This is a genomic window from Streptomyces sp. SA15 (assembly GCF_002291145.1).
Classification (GTDB): domain Bacteria; phylum Actinomycetota; class Actinomycetes; order Streptomycetales; family Streptomycetaceae; genus Streptomyces.
On the sequence record NZ_NTGE01000096.1, the window covers coordinates 17,363 to 40,635 of the forward strand.

The 23,273-nt window shown below is 71.0% G+C and carries 20 protein-coding genes and 3 pseudogenes; 10 read left to right on the plus strand and 13 right to left on the minus strand.

The window, feature by feature from the left end:
• Positions 1–69 precede the first annotated feature (69 nt).
• From CLM62_RS19235 to CLM62_RS19260, 6 genes are all read right to left on the minus strand, one after another.
• Positions 70–1,530 (minus strand): MFS transporter, encoded by a 1,461-nt coding sequence (locus tag CLM62_RS19235; protein ID WP_218835608.1) that lies wholly within the window; start codon positions 1,528–1,530, stop codon positions 70–72.
• On the minus strand, positions 1,527–3,554 hold the full coding sequence (locus tag CLM62_RS19240; protein WP_257003921.1) for a multicopper oxidase family protein: 2,028 nt from the start codon (positions 3,552–3,554) through the stop codon (positions 1,527–1,529). The genes CLM62_RS19235 and CLM62_RS19240 overlap by 4 nt, the downstream gene beginning before the upstream one ends.
• Before the next feature lie 123 nt (positions 3,555–3,677).
• The gene (gene gnd / locus CLM62_RS19245) at positions 3,678–4,574 is read right to left on the minus strand and encodes a phosphogluconate dehydrogenase (NAD(+)-dependent, decarboxylating) (protein WP_095751129.1); all 897 of its coding nucleotides are present in this window, start codon (positions 4,572–4,574) and stop codon (positions 3,678–3,680) included.
• Positions 4,575–4,577: 3 nt separating this feature from the next.
• Entirely contained in the window at positions 4,578–5,510 is a 933-nt protein-coding gene (locus CLM62_RS19250) for an NAD(P)-dependent oxidoreductase (RefSeq protein WP_095751130.1), read from the minus strand.
• Complete coding sequence (locus CLM62_RS19255) at positions 5,507–6,583, minus strand: NAD(P)-dependent oxidoreductase (RefSeq protein WP_095751131.1); 1,077 nt, start codon at positions 6,581–6,583, stop codon at positions 5,507–5,509. Before CLM62_RS19255 ends, CLM62_RS19250 begins: the two co-directional genes overlap by 4 nt.
• The gene (locus tag CLM62_RS19260; RefSeq protein ID WP_095751132.1) at positions 6,583–7,548 is read right to left on the minus strand and encodes a cyclase family protein; all 966 of its coding nucleotides are present in this window, start codon (positions 7,546–7,548) and stop codon (positions 6,583–6,585) included. The genes CLM62_RS19255 and CLM62_RS19260 overlap by 1 nt, the downstream gene beginning before the upstream one ends.
• 181 nt (positions 7,549–7,729) lie before the next feature.
• Between CLM62_RS19260 and CLM62_RS19265 the strand changes: the two genes are divergently transcribed.
• From CLM62_RS19265 to tal, 5 genes are all read left to right on the plus strand, one after another.
• On the plus strand, positions 7,730–8,524 hold the full coding sequence (locus tag CLM62_RS19265; protein ID WP_257003922.1) for an IclR family transcriptional regulator: 795 nt from the start codon (positions 7,730–7,732) through the stop codon (positions 8,522–8,524).
• 205 nt (positions 8,525–8,729) lie between these two features.
• Positions 8,730–10,298, plus strand: a complete 1,569-nt coding sequence (locus CLM62_RS19270) for a sugar ABC transporter ATP-binding protein (protein ID WP_095751134.1) — start codon at positions 8,730–8,732, stop codon at positions 10,296–10,298.
• Between the two features lie 68 nt (positions 10,299–10,366).
• Entirely contained in the window at positions 10,367–11,515 is a 1,149-nt protein-coding gene (locus CLM62_RS19275) for an ABC transporter permease (protein WP_373559161.1), read from the plus strand.
• A 198-nt stretch (positions 11,516–11,713) separates the two neighbouring features.
• Positions 11,714–12,868 carry a substrate-binding domain-containing protein gene (locus CLM62_RS19280; RefSeq protein WP_179382147.1) on the plus strand — a complete coding sequence of 385 codons (1,155 nt, stop codon included), beginning with the start codon at positions 11,714–11,716 and terminating at the stop codon, positions 12,866–12,868.
• 28 nt (positions 12,869–12,896) lie between these two features.
• The gene (gene tal, locus CLM62_RS19285; RefSeq protein WP_095751137.1) at positions 12,897–14,042 is read left to right on the plus strand and encodes a transaldolase; all 1,146 of its coding nucleotides are present in this window, start codon (positions 12,897–12,899) and stop codon (positions 14,040–14,042) included.
• A 49-nt stretch (positions 14,043–14,091) separates the two neighbouring features.
• On the opposite strand, the gene CLM62_RS50100 is transcribed toward tal, so the two are convergent.
• On the minus strand, positions 14,092–14,268 hold the full coding sequence (locus tag CLM62_RS50100; RefSeq protein WP_179382148.1) for a hypothetical protein: 177 nt from the start codon (positions 14,266–14,268) through the stop codon (positions 14,092–14,094).
• Between the two features lie 165 nt (positions 14,269–14,433).
• On the opposite strand from CLM62_RS50100, the pseudogene CLM62_RS19290 reads away from it, so the two are divergent.
• Positions 14,434–14,763: pseudogene (locus CLM62_RS19290) on the plus strand (hypothetical protein); the annotation flags it as partial.
• Positions 14,764–14,898: 135 nt separating this feature from the next.
• Here the strand turns inward: CLM62_RS19290 and CLM62_RS19295 are convergent.
• The gene (locus CLM62_RS19295) at positions 14,899–15,228 is read right to left on the minus strand and encodes a TfoX/Sxy family protein (RefSeq protein ID WP_095751138.1); all 330 of its coding nucleotides are present in this window, start codon (positions 15,226–15,228) and stop codon (positions 14,899–14,901) included.
• An 11-nt stretch (positions 15,229–15,239) separates the two neighbouring features.
• Positions 15,240–15,667 (minus strand): annotated as a pseudogene (locus tag CLM62_RS19300) (SRPBCC family protein).
• A gap of 228 nt (positions 15,668–15,895) precedes the next feature.
• On the opposite strand from CLM62_RS19300, the pseudogene CLM62_RS19305 reads away from it, so the two are divergent.
• Positions 15,896–16,634: pseudogene (locus CLM62_RS19305) on the plus strand (flavodoxin family protein).
• Positions 16,635–16,789: 155 nt separating this feature from the next.
• Here CLM62_RS19305 and CLM62_RS19310 read toward each other — a convergent pair.
• A complete protein-coding gene (locus tag CLM62_RS19310; RefSeq protein WP_095751139.1) occupies positions 16,790–17,599 on the minus strand; it encodes an alpha/beta fold hydrolase in 810 nt (269 codons plus the stop codon).
• A gap of 175 nt (positions 17,600–17,774) precedes the next feature.
• Between CLM62_RS19310 and CLM62_RS19315 the strand changes: the two genes are divergently transcribed.
• On the plus strand, positions 17,775–19,238 hold the full coding sequence (locus tag CLM62_RS19315) for an FAD-binding oxidoreductase (RefSeq protein WP_257003924.1): 1,464 nt from the start codon (positions 17,775–17,777) through the stop codon (positions 19,236–19,238).
• Between the two features lie 300 nt (positions 19,239–19,538).
• Complete coding sequence (locus CLM62_RS19320) at positions 19,539–20,183, plus strand: dihydrofolate reductase family protein (RefSeq protein WP_095751140.1); 645 nt, start codon at positions 19,539–19,541, stop codon at positions 20,181–20,183.
• A gap of 843 nt (positions 20,184–21,026) precedes the next feature.
• On the opposite strand, the gene CLM62_RS19325 is transcribed toward CLM62_RS19320, so the two are convergent.
• The 3 genes from CLM62_RS19325 to CLM62_RS19335 are packed head-to-tail and all read right to left on the minus strand — an operon-like array spanning position 21,027 to position 22,529.
• Positions 21,027–21,305 (minus strand): twin-arginine translocase TatA/TatE family subunit, encoded by a 279-nt coding sequence (locus CLM62_RS19325; RefSeq protein WP_095751141.1) that lies wholly within the window; start codon positions 21,303–21,305, stop codon positions 21,027–21,029.
• Between the two features lie 11 nt (positions 21,306–21,316).
• The gene (locus CLM62_RS19330) at positions 21,317–21,937 is read right to left on the minus strand and encodes a hypothetical protein (protein ID WP_095751142.1); all 621 of its coding nucleotides are present in this window, start codon (positions 21,935–21,937) and stop codon (positions 21,317–21,319) included.
• Between the two features lie 16 nt (positions 21,938–21,953).
• Positions 21,954–22,529 (minus strand): TerD family protein, encoded by a 576-nt coding sequence (locus tag CLM62_RS19335; RefSeq protein ID WP_095751143.1) that lies wholly within the window; start codon positions 22,527–22,529, stop codon positions 21,954–21,956.
• A 353-nt stretch (positions 22,530–22,882) separates the two neighbouring features.
• Between CLM62_RS19335 and CLM62_RS19340 the strand changes: the two genes are divergently transcribed.
• A complete protein-coding gene (locus tag CLM62_RS19340) occupies positions 22,883–23,272 on the plus strand; it encodes a BlaI/MecI/CopY family transcriptional regulator (protein WP_095751144.1) in 390 nt (129 codons plus the stop codon).
• Position 23,273: the final 1 nt, after the last annotated feature.

Consider the following 23,273-nt stretch of genomic DNA (forward strand, 5'->3'; position numbering starts at 1 on the left):
GGCCAACCGGCCGACCGGACAGAGGAACTTGCCGTCCGTCCCCCATGCCTGAGAGAGCCGGCACGACGGTCACGTTCCGCTTCGGTCCACAGACTGCCCGGACCGGGACGACGGAGCGGAAGGACGCCCCGCGCGGGCCGGAACCGGCCCGGTGACCAGCGCCCCCGCATCCCGTGGCAGCCGCAACGCTTCGGCGACGCAGGCCAGCGGCAGCACGGCGAGGAGCCCGAACGCCACCGCGTAGGCCGCCGTAGGGCCGTCCAGGCCGAGCAGCGAGGCGAGGGGACCGGACGCGCGCATGCCCAGCGCGGCCAGGGCGATGCCCAGCCCGGTGGCCAACTGCTGCACGGCGCTCGACAGGGCGTTGGCGTCCGCCGTCCGCTCCGGCTCGATGTCCGCGAAGCCGACCGTGGCGTACGCGCTGAGCGAGACGGACCGGCACACGCCGCTGACGAACAGCACGGCCACCACCAGAGCCAGGGGCGTACCGGGGCCGAGCAGGCCGCACAGCAGGAACGTCACGGCCGTCGCCGCGCCGTTGACCACGAGCACCGTGCGGAAGCCGAAGCGGCGCAGCAGCGGAGTCGTGAACGGTTTGACGGCGATGTTTCCCGCGAACACCGCGGTGAGTACGAGCCCGGCCCGTGCCGCGCTCCAGCCCAGGGCCTGCTGGAACATCAGCGGCAGCAGGAAGGGCGCGGCGCTGATCGCGGCACGGAACAGGGCGCCGCCCGCGTTCGACACCCGGAAGGTGACCACCTGGAACGTGGCCAGATCCAGCAGAGGGCGGCGGGACCGCAGCAGGTGACGGACCGTCAGCCCGGAGGCCAGCAGCCCGGCGCCGAGCCAGAGGACCGCCGTTCCCCAGCCGGCCGGCGGGCCGCCGAGCAGCTCCAGGCCGAGTACCAGAGCGGCCAGCCCGGCCCCCGCGAGGACGAACCCCGCCCAGTCGAGCCTGCGCGGCTCCTCCCGCCGCAGATCGGGGATCAGCCACAGCGCGGCGGGCAGCGCCACCACGCCCAGCGGCACGTTCACCAGGAAGATCCAGCGCCAGGAGGCGTACGTGGTGAACAGGCCGCCGAGCGCGGGCGCGAGCACCGGCGCGAGCAAGCCCGGCCAGGTGAGCCAGGCGATCGCCCGCAGCAGGTCCGGCTTGCTGGTGGTGCGCAGGACGGCCAGCCGCCCGACGGGCACCATCATGGCCCCGCCGATGCCCTGCAGCACCCGCGTCAGGACCAGTCCGGTCAGGCCGTCGGCCGCCGCGCACAGCGCCGAGGCGACGGTGAACACTCCGATCGCCCAGGCGAAGACCCGGCGGGTGCCCCAGCGGTCGGCGGCCCAGCCGCTCACGGGGATGAACACGGCCAGCGCCACGACATACGCCGTCATGGTGACGCCGATGGCCTCCGGCTTCGTTCCGAAGGACGCGGCCATGTCGGGGGCGGCCGTGGAGATGATGGTGGCGTCCAGGTTCTCCATGAAGAACGCCCCGGCCACCAGCAGTGCCGGCCCCCGGTCCCGCCCGGTCACCTGTGCGTCTCCGCCTGCGTCCCCATGCCACCGTCGCCGGGGGCGGACGGCATGTCCATGGATGCTCCCCACCGCGTGATCTGGTCGGGGAGGACCACGAACTGCCGCATCATGCCCATGTCCTCGTGTTCGAACATGTGGCAGTGGTAGACGAACTTCCCGGCCGAGTCACCGAAGTACCCGTCGACCGTGACGAGTTCCCCGGCCCCGACCCGTACGGTGTCCTTCCAGCCGCGCTCGCCCGGCGGAACCCCGGCCGCTCCGGTCCGGCGAAGCGGGGTGGCGGTGCCGCAGCCGATGCCGCCACCGGGCAGGGCGAACGAGGTGAAGCCGCCGACGTCGTAGGTCTCCCGGCTCCTCACCCGGAAGCTGGTGGCGTGGAGGTGCATGGGGTGCGGCCAGCCCGAGGGGGCCGCGTGCAGGAACCGCCAGCGTTCCCAGCTCCGGGTCCGGACGAAGAAGCGCACCGGGTCGTAGAAGTCCGCGGCCGCGCGGCGGTACGTCGTCACGCTGCCGTCGTCCTCCCGGATCTGCACGATGCCGTCGACGGGAAGCCGGCCGGAGGGTGCCTCGGTGCGCTCCATCTCCCAGCACAGGGCCTGGCCGGGGCCCATGGGGGTGAGCACCACGAGCCGGTCCTGCGCGGGACGGTCGGGCGCGGCGCCCGGGGTGCCACTCAGTGTCCGGGGCAGGGTGAACGGGGCGTGCGCGGGACGGCCGTCCACCCGGAACTCCATCACCTGGGGCCATGGGCCCGGGTCGGGGTTGGCGTTGGTGTTCACCAGCCGCAGCCGCTTCCCGCGGAACGCCGAGAAGTCGACCAGCAGGTCGGCGCGTTCGGCGGCGCCCAGCGTGAGCCCGTCGTCCTCCAGCGCCACCGGCTCGGTCAGTAGCCCGTGGTCCGTGCCGATCTGGTGGACGGTGCCGGCCGGCACGGGCCGCCCGTCCTCGTCGGTCAGCCGCAGCCGGAACTGGCGGGTGTTGGCGCCGTTGACGACGCGGAACCGGTACCAGCGGGGCGCCACCCGCAGATGCGGCCAGATGACTCCGTTGACCTGTGTGAACGGTCCGGTGAAGGCGCGCATCTGAAGGAGCGGTTCGCGATGGACGACGGCCGTCTTGTGCAGCAGGTGCCCGGTGAGCCGGCCGTCGGCGTCGGTGTCCAGATTGCGGTCCGCGATGAGCAGCGGCACCTCGTACGGGCCGCTGGGCAGGCCGAGGGCGTCCTCCTCCTCGTCCCGTATCAGGTACAGCCCGGACAGGCCGGCCATCACGTTCCACCGGGTGATGTTCATGGCGTGGTCGTGGTAGAAGAGGGCGGTCGCCGGCTGGTCGTTGGCGTACTCGGACAGTTGTGACCTTCCCGGCGCGATCCCGTTCTCGGGCCACCCGTCGTTGCCGCTGCCGGTGAGCGCACCGTGCAGATGCACCACGGTCCACGGCCGGAGCTCCGCGACATCCGCACGGGGCGTGCCACCGCTCCGGCCCGGCTGGTCCCAGACCGCCGGTGTCGTCGTGGTGGCGGGCACCTCGACCACCGTCACGGGCAAGTCCCCGGAGAGATCGCTGACCCAAGTGACGTGGAGCCTCTCGCCCCGGCGCACCTCGATCGTGGGGCCCGGCACCAGGCCGTCGTACGCCCAGACGGGGGTGGGCGGCAGCTGGGAGTGCAGCCGCGTTGTCGTCGCGCGCATCCGGACGGTGACGTGCGAGATGCCGTCGACGCGGGTTTTCCGGGCGGTTGGGGGGACGGGCAGCGGGTCCAGGAAGGGGGTGAGGGTCCGGTGGGTGGGGGTGTCAGGGCCGTGCAGGCCCGGGGCGGACCGGCTCGGGGGATTCGCAGGCCCGCTGTCCGGAGCCGGGTGCCCGGGGGATGCGGCGGCGACCGTCACCGCGCCGCCCGCCGTGACCACCGCCGTCGTGGTGGCGAGGAAGCTGCGGCGGCTCAGCGACGAGCCCTCGTCAGGTACCTCACCGGTGCCGTGTCCGCTGTCCGCCTGGTTGCCGTACATCTCGTCAGTCATGTCCTTCGCGTCGTCGGCGGCCGGTGTCCATCGGCGTGGGGCCCGCGGCCCGTCGGGCGGTCACCCGACGGGCCGCGGTGGTCTGCCCCGGCGGCGTGGTCCGGCCGTGCGGCCGGACCGGGCTCAGCCGTTGCCGCCGGAGGAGACCGGGGCTGCGTGCACGGCGTGCCCGCCGAACTGCTGCCGCATCGCGGCCAATGCCTTCAGTTGGGCGGCGTCCGGCTTGCGGGAGGCGAAGCGGGCGAAGAGCGCGGCGGTCATGGCCGGGGCGGAAACCGCCAGGCGTACCGCCTCCTCGACCGTCCAGCGGCCCTCGCCGGAGTCGTCGACCCGGCCGGAGAGACCGGCCAGCCCGGAGTCCTGCTCCAGTGCGCGTACGAGGAGGTCGAGCAGCCAGGAGCGTACGACCGTGCCGTGCCGCCAGGAGGCGAGCACCTTCGGCACGTCCGGAACGTACTCGCTGGCCTCCAGCAGCTCGTAGCCCTCGGCGAGGGCCTGCATCATGCCGTACTCGATGCCGTTGTGGACCATCTTGGCGTAGTGGCCGGCGCCCACCGGGCCGGCGTGGCAGATGCCGTCCTGTTCCGGGGCGAGCGACTCCAGCAGCGGCCACACCCGCCGGACGTGCTCGTCCGCGCCGCCGCACATCACGGCGTATCCGTTCTCCCGGCCCCAGACGCCGCCGCTGACACCGCAGTCCACGTATCCGACGCCGTGCTCGGCGAGCATCCGGGCATGCTCGGTGTCGTCGCTGAAGCGGGAGTTGCCGCCCTCGACGATCACATCGCCCCGGGAGAGCAGGCCGGACAGGTGACGCAGCGCCTCGCGGGTCGGGTCGCCGGCGGGCAGCATCAACCACACCACGCGCGGGGCGGCCAGCTTGCCGACCAGTTCCTCCAGGGAGCTGACGTCACGGTCGGGGGAGGTGCGGCTGTAGCCGACCACCTGGTGGCCGTGGTCGCGCCAGCGGGCAGCCATGTTGCCGCCCATGCGTCCGAGTCCGACGATTCCTGCCTGCATGGTTCAGTCCTTCGTGGTGGTGTGGTGCGGGTGAGGGCGGTGGCCGTCGAACCCGTGGCCGTCGCGGAGCAGTTGGAGGACGACGCTGTTGTCCAGGTCGCCGAGGCCCCGGGCGTCGACCGCCGCGTAGAGCCGGGCGACGGTGGCGGACAGCGGCAGCGAGATCCGCGCGTCGGCGGCGCTGTGCAGGACGAAGCCGAGGTCCTTGTGGAGGTAGCGCGCGGGTCCGGAGGGCGTGAAGTCGCCGTCGGCGAGGTGGTGGTGCTTCTGCGCGAGCACCTCCGAGGAGGCGAGGCCGCCTGCCAGCACCTCCAGCAGCGCGGCCGGTTCGAGTCCGCCGCGTTCGCCGAGCACGACGGCCTCGGCGAGGGCGACCAGGGTTCCGGCGACTACGAGCTGGTTGCACGCCTTGGCGAGCGATCCGGCTCCGGCGTCGCCCATGCGGCGGACGGTCGAGGCCATCGCGGCCAGGTACGGGCGGACGCGTGCGACGGTGTCCTCCGCCCCGCCCGCCATGATCGACAAGGTGGCGTCGCGGGCGCCGGTCACCCCACCGCTCACAGGCGCGTCGACGACCGCGATTCCGCGGGGGCGCAGCTCGTCGCTCAGGGCTCGGACGGCGACCGGGGAGACGGTGCCCATCACGACGAGGGTGTCCATGACCGGGTCCGTGTCCTCCAGCAGTCCGTCCAGGACCTCCCTGACCTGTGGCAGGTCGGGAAGCATGGTGAGGACGACCGGGGCCGTGGCCGCCACCTGGGCGGGACGCTCCGCGGCACGGCAGCCGGCGGCGACGGCCGCGTCGAGCGCCGGACGGCCGCGGTTCCAGGCGAGGACGTCGAAACCTGCCTCGGCGAGGTTGGCCGCCATCGGCAGGCCCATGGCGCCGAGCCCCATGAAGCCGACCGTTCCGGGCCGGGTGGATGGGACGGTCATGTGCGGACCTCCGCGCGTCCGTACCGCGTCGGCACGCCCAGCCGCTCGGAGAGGCCCGGATGGCCGAGCACGTCCCGGTTGACGACGAAGCGCGGCAGCCTGCCTGTCGCCACGTCGAGGATGGCCCGCACCGCGCTGCCTCCGTTCCCGGCGGACATCTCGTCCGTCCACGCCAGGCTGTGCGGGCTGAGGACGACGTTGTCCATGCCCAGCAACGGGTTGTCGAGGCCGGGCGGCTCGCTCTCGAACACGTCCAGTCCCGCCCCGCGGACGCGCCCGGCGCGCAGCGCCTCGATCAGCGCCGTCTCGTCGACGATGGGACCGCGGGCGACGTTGAGCAGCACGGCCGAAGGCTTCATCAGGGACAGCCGCCGGGCGTCGACCAGATGGCGGGTCTCATCGGTCAGCACGCACATCACGATCACCGCGTCGGCTTCGGCCATCACGGCGTCGGCGTCGACGAGACGTACGCCGAGTTCCCGGGCGGTCTCCGCCGGGCAGTAGGGGTCGTAGGCGATGACCTCGACCTCGAACGGCCGCAGCAGCCCGACCAGATCGCGGGCGGTGTTGCCGAGTCCGAGCAGGCCGACGCGGCGGCCGGTGAGCCCGAGCCCCATCCACTGCTCCCTCTCGGACCAGCGTCCCTCACGTACCAGCCGGTCCTTGGCGGGGACGTTGTGCAGGACGGCCAGCAACATCGTGAGGGCGGCGGTGGCGACGGGTCGCCGGGCGCCGTCCGGGGTGATGGTCACCAGGGCGCCGTGCCGCGTGCAGGCGTCGAGGTCGACGCTGTCGTAACCGACTCCGAAGCGGGCGAAGAGCAGCGGGGGTCTGGTGAGGCCCGTGAACGTGCGGGCGGTGACGGCGGGGGCGGCGAACAGGACGGCGTCCAGACCGTCGATGTCCGTGGCGAGGAGTTCGTCGGTGTCGCGCGGAAGGTAGTGCCAGTCGATCCCGGCGGCGTCCAGCTCACTCAGCCGGATGTCGCCCCACACGTTGCGTCCGTCCGTGTCGAGGAAGTCGCGGCTGACACCGACGGTGAACCGGCCGTCGACCGGCCCGGGGCCCGCCATCACAGCACCGCCACCGGGTTGACGGGCGAGCCCGTGCCGCCGGGGACGTTCAGCGGCGCCACGACGAGCAGGAACTCGTAGCGGCCCTGAGCCGCGCAGGCGGTGGACAGCGCCTCCAGGTCGAGGTTGTCGAGCAGGGGTACGCCCATGGCCGTGAGGGCGAGGGCGTGCACGGGGGAGTGCAGCCCCTCGACCGGGGAGGGCCGTACGTCGCTGTCGCCGTCGCCGCCGAGCAGGGCGATCCCCCGCTCGGCCAGCAGGGGTACGGCGTCGACGTGGAAGCCGGCGCTGGCGTTGTCGGGGTTCCACGCGCCGAGTTCGGCACGGCGCCGGAAGTGACCGGAGCGCAGCAGGACCGCGTCGCCCTCGCCGATGCTCACCCCGAGCGCCTTCTCGGCGGCGAGTACGTCGTCGGCGTGCACGGCGGTGCCGGGCTCCAGCCAGTCGGTGCCGAGGACGATGGGCAGGTCGATCAGAACGCCCCTGGTGACGAGGGGGCCCAGGGCGGAGACGGCGCCGAAGTGGGCGCCGGCCGCGTCGACGACCTCGCGAGCGGTGCGGCCGTCGTAGAGCTGCCCGCGGTAGGCGATGTGGGAGAGCGCGTCGAGGTGGCTGACGCCCTTGCCGTGGTAGTCGACGGCGATGAAGTCCTTGTGACAGGACGGCTCGGGGGCCTCGACGTCGCCGAGGTCGGACATGTAGTGCAGGGCGGGCTTGCCGTTGTCCGGGCCGGGCACCGTGTTCCAGGGCAGGGCCATCGGGACGGTGGTGCCGCTGCGGACCAGGGCGGTGGCACGCTGGACGTGGGCCGGGGTGACCCGGTTCCACGCGCCGCGGTCGGCGGGGGTCCAACGGCCCCAGGTCCGTACGGTGTCGAAGAGGGAGTCGAACTCCTCGCGTGACAGACGGGGTCCGTTATCCGGAACCGGAGGGGGAGGCGGGGAATCGGTCGGGCTGCTGGTCATGTGCTGCTCAGCGCTCCAAGGCTCGGAGGGTGTCGTCGGCCGGCCCGGAAGGCGCGCTACGGTCGGGAATCTCGGCGAGACTCGACGGCAAAGCGTGCGCCGACGGCATTGTCGTTCGGGGACACACGATGGACAATAACAACATGCTGAACGACGAACAGAATGATGGGTGGAGTTGACGGTGAGCGCAAGCGACCCGGGAAGTCTTGTCCCGGCGGTGACGCGGGCCGTGGCGATCCTGGACACGCTCGGTGAGGCGGAGGGCCGCCCGCTGTCGGTCAGTGAGATCGCGCGAGCCCTGGGCCTGCCGAAGTCCTCGACGGGGAACCTCTGTGCCTCCCTGGAGGCGGCGGGCATGATCACCCGCAACGGAACGGGCTTCAGCCTGGGGCGCAAGCTGGTGGAGCTGGGTGGCCGCTACCTGTCCACGGTGGACCAGCTGCGCGACTTCTACGAGCTGTGCCGGCGCAGCGCGCACATCTCCCGGGAGACCGCCCGGGTCGCCGTCCTGGACGGCCTGGACGTGCTGTACCTGGCCAGGTACGACGGCACCCAGCCGCTGCGGCTCACCGCCAACATCGGCGACCGTTTCCCCGCGAACTGCACGGCGACCGGGAAGGCCATCCTGTCCACCCTGGACCCGGCGGTGGCCGAGGACCGCCTGCGCGGGCGCACCCTGCCCGCGCTCAGCGACCGGTCCATCACCTCGGTGCCCGCGCTGCTTCAGGACCTGGCGGCGAGCCGGGAGCGGGGCTACGCCGTCGACGACGAAGAGGCAGGGGCCGGCATCGTCTGCCTGGCCGTACCGGTCAGGGGGTTCCGCACCGACTCGTCGCCCTTCGCGATCAGCGTCACCGTGCTCAAGGCGCGGCTCGACGACGAGTTCCGCGAGGCGCTGCTGAAAGACCTGCGCGCCATCGCGGCGGGATTGGAGAACCCCATGCTCCCGCAGGGGGTGTCCACGGGCAGCGGATGAGTTTGAGCCGGGCCCGTTCCGCGTGGACGGGGCCCGGCGGGCGATCGTGGCGTGACGTCGGCCGTACGGAACCTTTCCGTACGGCCGCCGTAACTTTGGGGCAATAAATGCCAGCGGGAGTATTGACCAGCATGCTGTGAGGAGTTCAGGATTCTGGTCGAGCCGATGGAGTGGTCCTCGGCCTGCAGATTCCCCGGAGAAGTCCGTGAACGACACTCCCGACGACACAGCCCCCAGCCCTCCGACGCCTGACGGCCTCGCGGTCTCCCGCCCGCTGGTGACGATCCGCGGACTGCGCAAGCGGTTCGGCGGCACCCTCGCCCTCGCCGACGTCGACCTCGACATCCACCCAGGCAGTGTCCTCGCCCTGTTGGGGCACAACGGCGCCGGAAAATCCACCCTCATCAAGATCCTTGCCGGGGTCTACCGCGCCGACGAAGGCCAGGTCACCGTGGCCGACCATCCCCTGGGCAGCGACGCCGCGTCCATCGAGATGTCCTTCATCCACCAGGACCTGGGCCTGGTCGAATGGATGACGGTGGCCGAGAACGTCGCCCTGGGCACCGGCTACCCCCGCCGCGCCGGACTCGTCTCCTGGCGGCAGGTACGCCGGCGCTGCACCGAGGCCCTGCGGATCGTCGCCGGCCACCTCGACCCCGACGCGGCCGTCGCCGACCTCACCCGCGCCGAACGCTCCCTCGTCGCCATCGCCCGCGCGCTGTCCACCCGCGCCCGCCTCATCGTCCTCGACGAACCCACCGCCAGCCTGCCCGCCGCGGACTGCGCCCGGCTCTTCGACGTCCTGCACACCCTGCGCGACCGCGGCCACGCCATCGTCTACGTCAGCCACCGCCTCGACGAGGTCTACCAGGTCGCCGACCGCTTCGCCGTCCTGCGCGACGGCCACCTGATCAGCCAGGGCCTCCTCGCGGACCACGGCCCCGACCGGATCGTCCACGACATCGTCGGCCACGAGCCGGAGAGCCACCGGCCGCCCTCCCCCCGCACCACGGGCGCTCCCGCCTCCACCGTGCTGCGCCTGACCGGCGCCACCACCGAGGGCATCGGCCCCGTCGACCTGGAACTGCGCGCCGGGGAGGTCCTCGGCATGGTCGGCCTCACCGGAGCCGGCCACATGGATCTCGGCCGTGCCCTTGCCGGAGCCCGGCCCCTCACCGGCGGCGAGGTCCTGCTCGACGGCAGCCCGTACCGCCCCGGATCGGTCGCCGCCGCAGTCGACGCGGGAGTCGGCTTCGTCACCAGCAACCGCCAGGAGGAGGGCTGCGCCCTCGAACTCACCGTGCGGGAGAACTTCCTGGCCAACCCCCGCGCCGACGCCCGCTCACCATGGCGCTGGATCAGCCCGGCGCGCGAACGCGTCGAGGCCACGTCACTCGTCGAGCGCTTCGGAGTACGCCCCGCCGACCCAGAGGCGCCGATAGCGACCCTGTCCGGAGGCAACCAGCAGAAGGTCATGATCGGCCGCTGGCTGCGCCTGAGCCGCCGCGTGGTGATCCTCGAGGAGCCGACCGCGGGAGTCGACGTCGGCGCCAAGGCCGAGATCTACCGGCTCCTCGACGACGCCCTCGCCGAAGGACTCGCCGTCCTGCTCATCTCCACCGACTTCGAGGAGGTCGCCGACGTGTGCCACCGCGCCCTGGTCTTCGTACGGGGCGGCGTGACGGCGGAACTGTCCGGCGAAGCCCTCACCGTCACCGAACTCACCCATGCCGCGTCGGCCATGCCGGCGCTGACCGGAACGGGCACCCACTGATGGCCACCGACACCGAATCCTCTCGCCGCGCGCGGCGGTCCACGACCGGCGGCGGCAAGAACGCACCCATGAGTCCCGGCACGAACGGCACCGCCCCCGCCGACACTCCCCGCAGCACAGGCACCGGTGGTCGGCTCCGCGGCCACCTGATCGGCACCTACGGCCTGCTCACCCTCACCGTCCTACTGTTCCTGATCTTCTCCCTCGCCCTGCCGGACACCTTCCCCACCCTGGACAACGCCTCCTCGATCCTGTCCAACCAGTCGATTCCGGCGATGCTCGCGCTCGGCGCGATGATTCCCATCGTCACCGGCAAGTTCGACCTGTCCGTCGGCTACGGCCTCGGTTTCGCCCACGTGCTGGCGATGCAACTCATCGTCCACAGCGGCTGGCCCTGGCCGGTGGCCTGCCTGGTCGTCATCGCCGGCGGCGGCCTCGTCGGCGTGTTCAACGGGCTGCTGGTCGAGTTCGCCCGGATCGACTCGTTCATCGCCACCCTCGGCACCGGCAGCGTGCTCTACGCCTTCACCGGCTGGATCACCGACGGCGCCCGCATCGTCCCCGGCCCGCAGGGACTGCCCCCGGCCTTCACGGACCTGTACGACTCCAAGTTCCTGGGCCTGCCGGTGCCCGCCTTCTACGTCCTCGGCCTCGCCGTCGTCCTGTGGCTGCTGCTGGAACGCCTGCCCCTGGGGCGCTACCTGTATGTCATCGGCTCCAACGCGCGAGCCGCCGACCTGGTCGGCATCCCCACCCGCCGCTACGGCATCTACGCCTTCGCCGGGTCCGGGCTCGTGGTCGGCTGCGCCGGAGTCCTGCTCGCCGCCCAGCAGCAGATCGGCAACCCCAGCGTCGGTATGGACTACCTGCTGCCCGCCTTCGTCGGCGCGCTGCTCGGCTCCACCGCCATCAAGCCCGGCCGCGCCAACGCCGCCGGCACCGTCGTGGCCGTAGCGATCCTCGCGATCGGTCTCGCCGGCATCCAGCAGCTCGGAGCCGAGTTCTGGGCCACCTCCCTGTTCAACGGCGGCACCCTCCTCCTCGCGGTCGGCCTGGCCGGCTACTCCGCCCGCCGCCGCCTGCGCGCCGGTGCCACCGCCACGCGCAGGTCGCTGTCCGAGCCGCCGGCGTCTGCCGCGTCGGCGCCCGCATCCGCATCCGCATCCGACGGGGAATCCGAACCCCGGCCGCCGTCCACGACAGCGGACCAGGTCTGAGAACCGCCGGTCATCGACCTCGTTCGCCGGCGACCAGCCCTCGCCCCCGCCGCCGGTGCGGGCAGCCTGCCGGTCCGGATGCCCACGATGCCGCCCGTCCCGTCAGCACAGTCCCGAAGGGCATTCGCCTCACCCCACGCCTTCCCCGTACCGCCTTCCCCGTACCGCCTTCCCCGTACGTCAGCAAGGAGCACGCTCGTGTCGTACCACCTCACCCGCAAGGCGCCCCTGAGAGCCGTAGCGGCCCTCGCCCTGGTCACCGCCTTCGCCGCGGGCTGCACCCGTGGCTCGGAGGCCGGCTCCGCCGGCACCGTCACGTCCTCGAAGGCCGGCTGCCCCGCCGTCCTCGCCAAGGCCAAGAAAGCGGTCAAGGCGGCCGAGGACGTCAACGCCCCTTGGAACGGCCCGACCACGGGCCCCAAGGCGGTCCCCGGCAAGACCCTCGTCTACGTCGCCCAGAGCATGACCAACCCGGGAGTCGCCGGCGCCGCCGAGGGGGTCAAGGAGGCCGCCAAGGCCATCGGCTGGAAGGTGCGGATCATCGACGGCCAGGGCACCCCGGCCGGCATCCAGGCCGCGCTCGGTCAGGCCGTCGCCGTCAAGCCCGCCGGCATCGTGCTGTCCGGCTTCGACCCCAAGTCGACCGCGCAGCAGGTCGCACAGGCCAACACCGCTGGCATCCCGCTCATCGGCTGGCACGCCGTGGACGCCCCCGGCCCCAGCACGAACCCGAAGCTCTTCAGCAACGTCACCACACGGGTCCAGGACGTCGCCAAGATCAGCGCCGACTGGGTCATCAGCCAGTCCAACGGCCGGGCGGGCGTGGTGGTCTTCACCGACGCCTCCATCCCGTTCGCCAAGGGCAAGTCGGACCTGATCGAGAAGGAACTCGCCGCCTGCTCCGACGTCAAGGTCCTGACGACGTCCAACATCCCCATCGCCGACGCCAGCAACCGCACCCCGCAGGAGGTGTCCGCCCTCGTCTCCCGCTACGGCACCAAGTGGACGAACTCCATCGCGATCAACGATCTCTACTTCGCCGACGCCGCCCCGTCGCTGCGGGCGGCGGGCAAGCAGGGCAACGGAGCCCCGTTCAACATCGGCGCCGGTGACGGCGACCCGTCCGCCTTCCAGCGCATCAACAGCAAGCAGTTCCAGGCGGCGACGGTTCCTGAGCCGCTGTCCGAGCAGGGCTGGCAGATCGTCGACGAGTTCAACCGCGCCTTCGCCGGCAAGCCCGCCAGCGGTTACGTCGCTCCGGTCCACATCACCACGGCCGACAACAGCGGCGGCAAGTCCTCCTGGGACCCCAACGGATACCGCGAGGCATACCGGAAGCTCTGGGGCAAGTGACCGGCGCCCGGGAAGCAGGAGACGCACCATGACTGACAACGCGCTCAAGCGCCTCTCCGAGGAAGGCGTCGCGATCTGGCTGGACGACCTCTCCCGCAAGCGGATCACGTCCGGCAACCTCGCCGAGCTCATCGACCATCGGCACGTCACAGGAGTCACCACGAACCCGACGATCTTCCAACAGGCGATCGGCGACGGCGACGACTACCTGGACCGCTTCCACGACATGGCCCTGCGCGGGGTCACGGTGTCCGAGGCCGTACGCATGATCACCGCCGCGGACGTGCGGGACGCGGCCGATCTCCTGCGGCCGGTCTTCGAGACCACCGGGGGCAAGGACGGATGGGTCTCCATCGAGGTCGACCCCCGGCTCGCGCACGGCACAGACGCGACGATCGCCGAGGCCGGACATCTCGCCTGGCTGATCGACCGTCCCAACACCCTGATCAAGATCCCGGCCACCAAGGCGGGCCTTGTGGCCATCACCGAGACGATCGCCACCGGCATCAGCGTCAACGTCACGCTGATCTTCTCGCTGGAGCGCTACCGCGAGGTCATGGACGCGTACCTGTGCGGCCTGGAGAAAGCGCGCGACAAGGGCCTCGACCTCTCGCGTATCCACTCGGTCGCGTCCTTCTTCATCTCCCGTGTGGACACCGAGATCGACAAGCGACTCGACGCCCTGGGCACCCCGCAGGCCAGGGCACTTCGCGGCAAGGCCGCCGTCGCCAACGCCCGCCTCGCCTACCGGGCGTACGAGGAGGTCTTCGGCTCGGCCGACGGGGCGACGGCACCTTCCGACCGCTGGAACGCCCTGGAGAAGGCGGGTGCCGACAAGCAGCGCCCCCTGTGGGCCTCCACGGGTGTGAAGGACCCGGCCTACCCGGACACCTTTTACGTCACCGAGCTGGTCGCACCCGGCACCGTCAACACCATGCCCGAGGCCACCCTGCAGGCCACCGCCGATCACGGTCGGATCACCGGCAACACCGTCGCGGGCACTCACGAGCAGGCCCGCGCCGACCTCGATGCGATCAAGAAGTCGGGCATCTCGTATGCCGGTGTGGTCCAGGTCCTGGAGACCGAGGGCATCCAGAAGTTCCAGCACTCCTGGGACGGCCTGCTGAGCGCCGTCCGCGGCGCGCGGGCACGCCATGGCGGGTCGCGGGTGTGAGGGGCAACCCGGCCTCCGCCGTCCGCGGCTCATGATCATTCGTCGGCGGTCATGCGGTCCCGCTGTCGTCCACCCGCTCGCCCTCCGCCTGGGACGGCTCGGTCCTGGGGACCTCTGCGTGCTGCTCCTCGGCGGCAAGCTCCGCCGGTTCATCACGCTCGCCCTCGGCCTGGGAGGGCGTGTGAGAGTACAGCCAGGGGTCGAATTCCGAGGCTTGGGTCTTCATGGCGGGCCTCCCTCGGTCGCTCAGCTCCTATGCTCCCCCGCGACCGCGGCCGCGGCCAGAGCAGTCGACGTCCAGGGGCTTGCGTTGAGAGCCCGAATGTTCACCACCCGCCCCACCCTCCAGGGCACCTTCGGCATGGAGGCCCCGGGACCGGGGCGCTGAGCCGAGCTGCACAACAGCGACAACATCATCGTCGCGCCCGGTGTGGACAACGGGGCGCGCCACACGCACGACTATGTCGGCAATCAGGCCAACGACGCCTTCGCCGACAATGAGGACTTCGCGGCCGGCGAGACGACCTGCCAGAGCAAGGGGGACAAATCGTCGTTCGACGCCGACCAGCCGGGCGGTGGTGCCGAGGGCGATGTGGGCAAGATCCTCACGGCCTCGCAGGTGACCCTGGAATGCGTGGGCAACCCGAGCAGCAAGGTCGTGGCGATGCCCAAGTTCCTGCGGATCATCACCGGAGACGCCAAGGCGTTCACCAACGGAACGGACGGCATCCGGGTCAACCCCGGCACGGCCGTCCTCCTCGCCTCCGGCTGGTCCTTCGTCGACAGCCACATCTTCTGGCCGCGCGGGGTGGCGGGTGGCCGCCCAGGTGATCTGTCATACGGGCGCGTGCCGAGGTCATTTGGGCGGCAGGCTCGATGCGAAAGTGCGTCCCTTGTCGATCCACTCGTCGAGGACGTCGTCCTCCTTGAGCGCGGTCCCGGCGACGAGGATCCAGCCGCGCATCGGGCGGCCGGTCATGTCGAAGACGCGTGCGCCGGGCCGGGCCAGAGCCGCGTCGGCGTCGTCGGGGCCGACCCGCACCATGAGATCGTCGCCGCTCACGCCCACGGCCATGTTGCCGCGGTGCAGGAAGGCGATCCCGCCGAACATGCGCTTCTCCGTGATGTCCGGCTCAGCGCCCAGCCGTTGTCTGATCCGTTCGGCCAAGCCTTCGTCGTACGCCATGCCGGTTCCTCCTAGCGTCCGGTGAGTCTCTGCTCGAGGTCGCGCAGGTCCTTGCCGAGGGAGGAGCGGACCCGACGGGCCAGGAGGTGCGGCCAGCCGGTAGAAGCCGCCTTCCGCCCCGGACACGAATGCGGGCGAGGGTGCCCCGCGCGTCCGGCTCGAAGGTGTACGTGACGTGCATGGGCATCGAGCCGGCCACGAAGATCATGTCCAGGCGGGGCGGCTCGTACGCGGCCACGCGCAGGACGTAGTCGAAGCGCCGGCCGGGGAAGTACGCCGTCCGGTTGATCTCGGCGCCCACGCCGAAGCCGCCTACGTCCGCCTCCCGGGTCAGTTCCGCGGTGCGGATGCCCTGGGTCCACTTGGCGTCTTGGCGCCAGTCCATGGCGTACTCGGCCACCCGTTCGGGCGGGAGTGGGATCACGCTATCCGCGGACACATCCGATCGTCATGGCGCTGCTGCCTTGTCCTCGGCGGGCCGGGATCCGGGGCCCGGCGGGTGCCTCCAGGATCCGGGAGGCGGGATACCGGCGCACGACGAGCGGTCGGGCACTCCTGGAACCCACCCTGTGCCAGTGCGTCGTAACGGGACAGCGCGCGATTTCCGCGAGACGCTGCCGCTGGCACCGCCCCTCGCCCCTGTCCGCTCTGCTCCCCGGAGTCCGCCATGGCAGCACCGCCGACCCCGTCCACCGAGGACGGATACCGCTTCGACGACCTGCGCGCGCTCTTCATCAACTGCACGCTCAAGCCGTCCCCCCAGCTCAGCCACACCCAGGGACTCATCGACAAGAGCCGGGCGATCATGGACGCGCAGGGGGTGACCACGGAGCTCGTCCGCGCGGTCGACCAGGACATCGCGCCGGGTGTGTACCCCGACATGACCGAACACGGTTTCGCCACGGACGCCTGGCCCGCGCTGTACGAGCAGGTGCTGGCCGCGGACATCCTGGTCCTGGCCGGGCCCATCTGGCTGGGCGACAACAGCTCCGTCACCAAGCAGGTCATCGAGCGCCTCTACAGCTGCTCCAGCCTGCTCAACCCCGAGGGACAGTACGCCTACTACGGACGGGTCGGAGGGTGTCTGATCACCGGCAACGAGGACGGCGTCAAGCACTGCGCCATGAACGTCCTCTACAGCCTGCAGCACCTCGGCTACACCATCCCGCCGCAGGCGGACGCCGGCTGGATCGGCGCCGCGGGTCCCGGCCCCTCCTACCTGGACCCCGATTCGGGCGGCCCGGAGAACGACTTCACCAACCGCAACACCAACTTCATGACCTGGAACCTGATGCACCTGGCCGCCATGCTCAAAACGGGCCGGAGGCGTTCCACCCCACGGCAACCAGCGCACGGAGTGGGATGCCGGCTGCCGACCGGGGGCGGACAACCCCGAGCACCGCTAGCAGGACCGGGAGCCCACTGCTTTCGATCCCCGTGGCCGACGGTGCGACGTAAGGATTCCTGTTGCCATTGGTGGTGCCGTCGGCGTGGCGGTAGATCCGGCAACGACAGGCCCGGCCGATGGACCTCGTGGGCGAACGGTTCGCTGCCGTTCAACTCAGTCCTGGGACTCCACCTCCCGCCAGAAGGCGTCGACCCGTGCGTTGAACATGTCGGGGACCTCCTGGAAGGGCTGGTGGGCTTCGCCGGGCAGTACCTCGAACCTGGCGCCCGGGATCCTGTCGGCAACGGCTCGGCCGAGGCGCGGCGGTGTGGCGATGTCCAGTTCGCCGGCCAGCACCAGGGTCGGCGCGGTGATCTGCGCCAGGCGGTCGAGCGTGTCATGGGTCCGGAACGGGGCGAGCTGGCGCTGGAAGGCTTCGACGGACTGCGGATGCGGGAAGGCCAGGGTTTCCTCGATGATCCGGTCGACAGTGCCGTCGGCGTGCGCCCGCGGGGTGTAGATCCACAGCAGGAACGCCTCCAGCATGGCGCGTTCGCTGGGGGCACGCTCGGCCATCCAGTGCCAGAAGCCCGTCATCGTCCGGAAGTAGGCATCGGAGCGGCCCCACGTGCTCATGAGGACGAGGCTGCGGACGAGCCGGGGCTGGCTGAGCGCGAGTTCCTGTGCGATGCGGCTGCCTCCCGAGAACCCCATGACATGGGCGGCCGGGATGTCGAGTGCGCGCAGTACCGCGGCGGCGTCCTCGGCCATTCCGGGTACCGACAGGGGGCCCTCGGGCAGCGGCGTACGCCCGGTTCCGCGGTTGTCGTAGGCGGTGAGCCGATAGCGGTCGGCAAGCCCGTCGAGCTGTGCCTGCCAGGCTTCGGCGGGGTCGCTGAGCCCGGCGATGAGCAGGACGTCCGGTCCCTGGCCGCGGCGCTCGACCCAGATCTCTCCCGTGCCGGCTTTGATCATTTCGCCCATGCCCGGCCTCCTGGAACGGATCTTCGTGGAGAGCCCACGCCCGCGCACCCGTACCCACACCGTCCCACAGGCCCTGGAGATCTGCTTGTGTCGCGGCGACCGCAGAGGCCGTACCGCAGTTGCGGATGGCGGCCCCCTCCGTCCGCCGTGATGCTGGAAATGGGAGGTGACCACCATGAGCGAGACGCCCAACCGTGGACATCAGGCCGGCCCTGGCGGCCGGACCACCCCGGATAACGGTCTTCCCCGCGCCGTCCTGGACCGCTTCGCCTCAGGGCTGCGCGGGCGTCTCATCCGCCCCGAGGACCCAGATTACGAGACGGCGCGAGCAGTGTGGAACGGCATGATCGACCGGCGGCCGGCGCTCGTGGCACGCTGCCGCGGTGAGGACGATGTGGTCGCCTCCGTGAATTTCGCCCGGGACAACTCGCTGCCGCTCGCGGTGCGCGGGGGCGGTCACGGGGTGGGGGGCCAGGCGGTCTGCGACGGCGGACTGGTCGTCGACCTGTCGGAGATGACGGACCTCGACGTCCGCCCCGAGGGGCTCACGGCCCGTGCGCAGGGCGGCTGCACCCTGGGAGACCTCGACCGCGCAACCCAGCGGCATGGGCTCGCCGCACCCGTGGGAGTGGTGTCGGCGACCGGGATCGCCGGGCTCACCCTGTCGGGCGGAATGGGCTGGCTCCGCCGCAAGTACGGTCTGAGCTGCGACAACCTTGTATCGGCCAGTGTGGTCACGGCTGAGGGGGCGCTGCTCACCGCGAGCGGGAGTGTGAACCAGGACTTGTTCTGGGCGATCCGCGGGGGCGGCGGCAACTTCGGCGTCGTGACCTCCTTCGAGTACCGGCTGTATCCCGTGGGGCCGCGTGTGTTCCTCTGCACTGTGTACTACCCGTTGGAGCGGGTCGAGGAGGTGCTCCGGGCCTGTGAGCGGTACGTCGCCGAGTCGCCGGAGGAGGCAGCACCGCTCGTCGTCCTAGGCCGGATACCGCAGGCCGAGGAGTTCCCGGCGGCGGCGCACGGAGAACCCTTCGCGGCGGTCCTCGCGGTGTCCCCCGGCGCCGGTGAGACGGCAGCCGAGGAGGGGGAGCGCGCGCTGCGGCCGCTGCGGAAAATCGCCGAGCCCCTCTGCGACCTCAGCGAAGCCGTCCCCTACACCGAGGGGCAGAAGTTCCTGGACGACGACTACCCGGACGGCAGGCTCTACTACTGGAAGTCCGTGAACGCGCCCGAGCTCAGCGACAAGCTGATCGCGCGCCTCACCGAACACGCCGCCGCGGCACCCTCGCCCGACTCGACCATCGACGTCTGGTACCAGGGTGGCGCGATGGCGCGGGTAGACGAGCAGGAGACGGCCTTCGCCAACCGCGGCGTGCCCTACCTGTTCGGCATCGAAGGGAACTGGGACCGCGAGGCCGACTCGGAGCGGAATGTTGCCTGGGTCCGCGACACCTTCGCCGACCTGCGCCACTTCTCCACCGGGGGCGTCTACCTCAATTTCCCCGGCTTCCTGGAAGAGGGGGAGCAACTCCTACGGGAGGGCTACGGCAGCAACTACGACCGGCTGTCGGAGATCAAGGCGAAGTACGACCCCGGCAACCTACTCCGCTTCAACGCGAACATCACACCGAAGGGCTGAGCGCCGCACCACCCGCCAGCGTGCCGCCAACAGCGCTGAGGTCCTCTTGGCCCGGTACACCTGCAGGGCACCGTGCTGCGCGCTTCAAGAGCGGTCGGCATGTGCTGTTCGAGGAATGGGACGGGCGGGCCTGGATCAAGGCGCACGGCATACCTGCCGAGCCCTGCTGCCGAGTGTCGCAATGACGCTCATCGCGGGACGGGGTGGTGGCCCGAAGCCGGGTGCCGTCGCAGCGATGAGTCTGCCGGCGCCCACAGGTCTCCCTTCCCACCGAGACAACCAACTCATCCGGAGTAAGGCATGGGCCTCATCCACATCGAGCTGTTCGCAACCCTTGACCTCGTCGGGCAGTCGCCCGGCGGCCCCGACGAGGACCCGGTGGGGTTCCCGTTCGGCGGCTGGCAGGCGCCCCTGCTGGACGAGGTCACAGGGGCGCAGGTCGGTGCCGCGTACGAGGGCACGGACGCCCTCCTGCTCGGCCGCCGGACGTATGACATCTTCGCCGCCTACTGGCCGTACCAGGAGGGCGGCCAGGACAACGAGATCGCCACGCTCTTCAACAGCGTCCCGAAGTACGTGGCCTCCCGCGGCAGGCCCGACCTCTCGTGGGCCGGGTCCACGCAGCTCGGCCCGGATCTGGCCGGCGCGGTGCGCGAGATCCGTGACCGGCACGAGCACGTGAAGGTCGTCGGGAGCCTGAACCTGGTGCAGAGCCTCCTGCGCGAGAAGCTCTTCGACCGTCTCGACCTCTGGGTGCACCCGATCATGCTCGGCGTCGGTAAGAAGGTGTTCGACGGTGGCGCGGTGCCCACGAACGTCACACTCCTTGAACCGCCTGTAGCCGGTCCGAAGGGCACCGTGTACCTGCGCTACGGGCTCGCCGATGGCACGCCCGGGACGGGGGACATGAGCGCACCCGATCGCGGTGCCGGGCGCGACGGCTGAAGCCGCCCTGGCGCCAGGTGGGTCCCTGTCGTCGGCGGTGAATCCGCCAGGTCGGCATTCCGTCACGGCGTCAGCATGCCGACGCCGTGACGAAGTGCCTCGCCAGAGGGGTGCCGCCGTCACGCAATGGTCTGGCAGCCCCTCGCCCAGCACTACCGTCGGAGACGGGGGCTGTGGTCTGCGGTTTCGCGGCTGCGGTGGTGGGCGGTGGCAGCGGGCCTGAGTGAAGGCAGCTACTCAGCGTGGTAATCACTTCCCTGCCCTTCCAGGGAAGGGTGTTGATGGGCAAAACACTCTTGAGAAGCGCCAGGCAGGGCACGGCAGGGCCAAAAACGGTGACGACCCACCAAACCGTCTGTTCTTGCGTCACCAGCCGACGCCATCACAGCAGGCCACATGGTGTTTCCGCAGAGCAGCGGTGTGTGGGATCTCCGCCGCGCGGCACGAGTGAATTCTGACGGCAAACGAGGTCACGGGGCGACCTCTGCAAGGGGCGCTGACCGCATAAATCCGCGATCCCAAGGGCTCAGCCCTGGTGTGGAGGCCCCGCAGGTCCCGGAAAGAGCAACGGTCAGAAGCCCGCGCCCTGGCGCTGCCGCCCGCCCGGTCGGCTTCGGAGCCGCCCGGATTCTCACGGCTTGAGCCCAGCCCGTGAGAAGAACACCGACGGCGGTGCGGGACGTACGCAGCGCGGCAACCCCCCGTCCACCTCTCGACCGGGAACGGCACGCCCGGGCCGTTCGATCCTTCAGGCAGCGCGTACGACCCGGGGGAGGCCATCATCCGCGACCTGGCCCCAGTCCCTGGCCCGGATGCGGCGGCTCGGCGGCGAGGGCGGTTGGGTCAGTCCTGGGGCCGCTGCGGTCCGGTGTCCCGGGCATTGCGCGGCTCGGACGGCTGGGGCCGGTCCGGGGCCGTGCCGGGCCCATGACCGGGGCTGGCGGTCTCACCTTGGATCACACGGGGCGTGGTCGGCTCCTGTTCGTCCTTCATGGCTCTGGACTCCGCCTTCAGGATGCGAGCCGACTTGCCTGCCGAGCGGGCCAGGTCGGGCAGCTTCTTGGCGGCCAGCACGGCTATGACGACGATGAGGATGACGGCGAGCTCACTCAGTCCGAACATGCGGGTCCTGTCTACTCGTGGACCGGGGGTTGTGTGATCGCGGAGCCGGGGAGTGGATCCCGGCGCACGCATCCTCGCAGGTAGGGCAGCATCCCGCGATCGAGCAGCGCCTGTTGCCAAGCCAGCCGGGCCTGCTCTACGCGGTCGGCGGACGGTCGTCCGCCGCGCTGGTGCAGAGCCGTGCGCACCAGGGCGGTGAGGGCGACGAGCGTGCTCACCACGGCGATGAGCGCCAGCACCCAGCCTGCGGTGACGAGTGAGGCCGGGAAGCTGCCCGAGGCGTCGGCGACTTGAAGGACGTAGCCGAGCAGGAGCAGGACCGCGGCCGACGCGGCGGCCAGCAGCGGGGTGAGGACCATGAGGGCGGGCAGCACGGTTCCCTCGCCCGTTGAGCGCTTCAGGTCGGGCGGCCTGGCGGAGTCCCGCGTGGTGAGGTACACGGCGTACGCGTCTGCGGCCGCCGCCGTGATCTCGTCCGCTGCTCCGAGCGCCTGGATGCGCAGCTGTGCGCCCGCCCGGCCGGTGGGGTCGGTGCGAAGGACGCTGCAGACGTCCCCGGTGTTCAGCGCAACATCAAGTACGGCTTCGAAGTCCGTGTGGTCCTCCGGGCGGAGGCGGGGCGGGCCGGCCACGTGGTCTCCTGTTCGGTCAGACGTTGACGCCGAAGTCGGACGCGATCCCGGCCAGCCCGGACGCGTATCCCTGGCCCACGGCGCGGAACTTCCACTCGGCGCCGTGGCGGTAGAGCTCACCGAAGACCATGGCGGTCTCGGTGGAGGCGTCCTCGGACAGGTCGTAGCGGGCGATCTCGGCCCCGCCCGCCTGGTTCACGATCCGGATGAACGCGTTGCGGACCTGCCCGAAGCTCTGGCCGCGGTTGTCGGCGTCGTGGATGGAGACCGGGAACACGATCTTTTCGGCCTCGGCCGGTACGGCGGCCAGGTTCACCTTGATCGACTCGTCGTCGCCCTCCCCCTCACCGGTGAGGTTGTCACCGGTGTGCTCGACCGAACCGTCCGGGCTGGAGAGGTTGTTGTAGAAGACGAAGTGCCGGTCGGAGAGGACCTTGCCCGCAGCGTCCAGCAGCAGAGCTGAGGCGTCGAGGTCGTAGTCGGTGCCGGTCGTGATCCGCACGTCCCAGCCCAGTCCGACCAGGACCGCGGTCAGGCCCGGCGCCTCCTTGCTGAGCGAGACGTTGCCGCCCTTGGACAGGGAAACTCCCACTGCGTACTCCTCCTTGGCAGGTGCGGTCCGGGCCCGTGGTGCGGACCCGGGATTTAGAATCTACAGCACTGTAGAAAAAAATGAGGCAGAGGGTCGACTCGAAGTGCCTTGTCCGTCACGGGGGTTGTCGAACGGGATGCGATAGGTGGTGAGCGGCACGCGTGCTTCCGCGGGGGCCGAGCTTCCGATCGCGGCGTCGAAGGAAGCCCTGCCGGCGCCAGTCGGCAGCATATCTTCTACAATTTTGTAGATGCCTTGGCGGGGGCCGGTGCGGCTCGGACGGCGATGGATCGCGACCGGCATCTATACGATGTCCGGTCGGGAAACGGACGGCGGCGGAAGGGAGACAGGGCGTGGCGGATCAGCAGCAGCGTCCCCGGCGGCGGGGGCAGGGCGAACTGGAGGCGCTGGTCCTGTCTGCGCTGCGGGAGGCGGACGGTCCGGCGACGGCCGGCTGGGTGCAGGAGCGGCTCGGCGGGGACCTTGCTTACACGACGGTGATCACGATCCTGACCCGGCTGCTGGCCAAGGGTGCGGTCGCCCGGGAGCGGGCGGGGCGCTCGTTTGCCTGGACGCCCGCCTCGGACCAGGCGGGCCTGGCCGCCCGGAAGATGCGCAAGGTGCTGGACGCCGAGAGCGACCGGCAGGCGGTGTTGGCCAGCTTCGTCACCGGACTCGATCCCAACGACGAACAGCTTCTGCGCCACCTGTTGGATCAGTCCCGGGGCGACGGGGAAGGCTGAC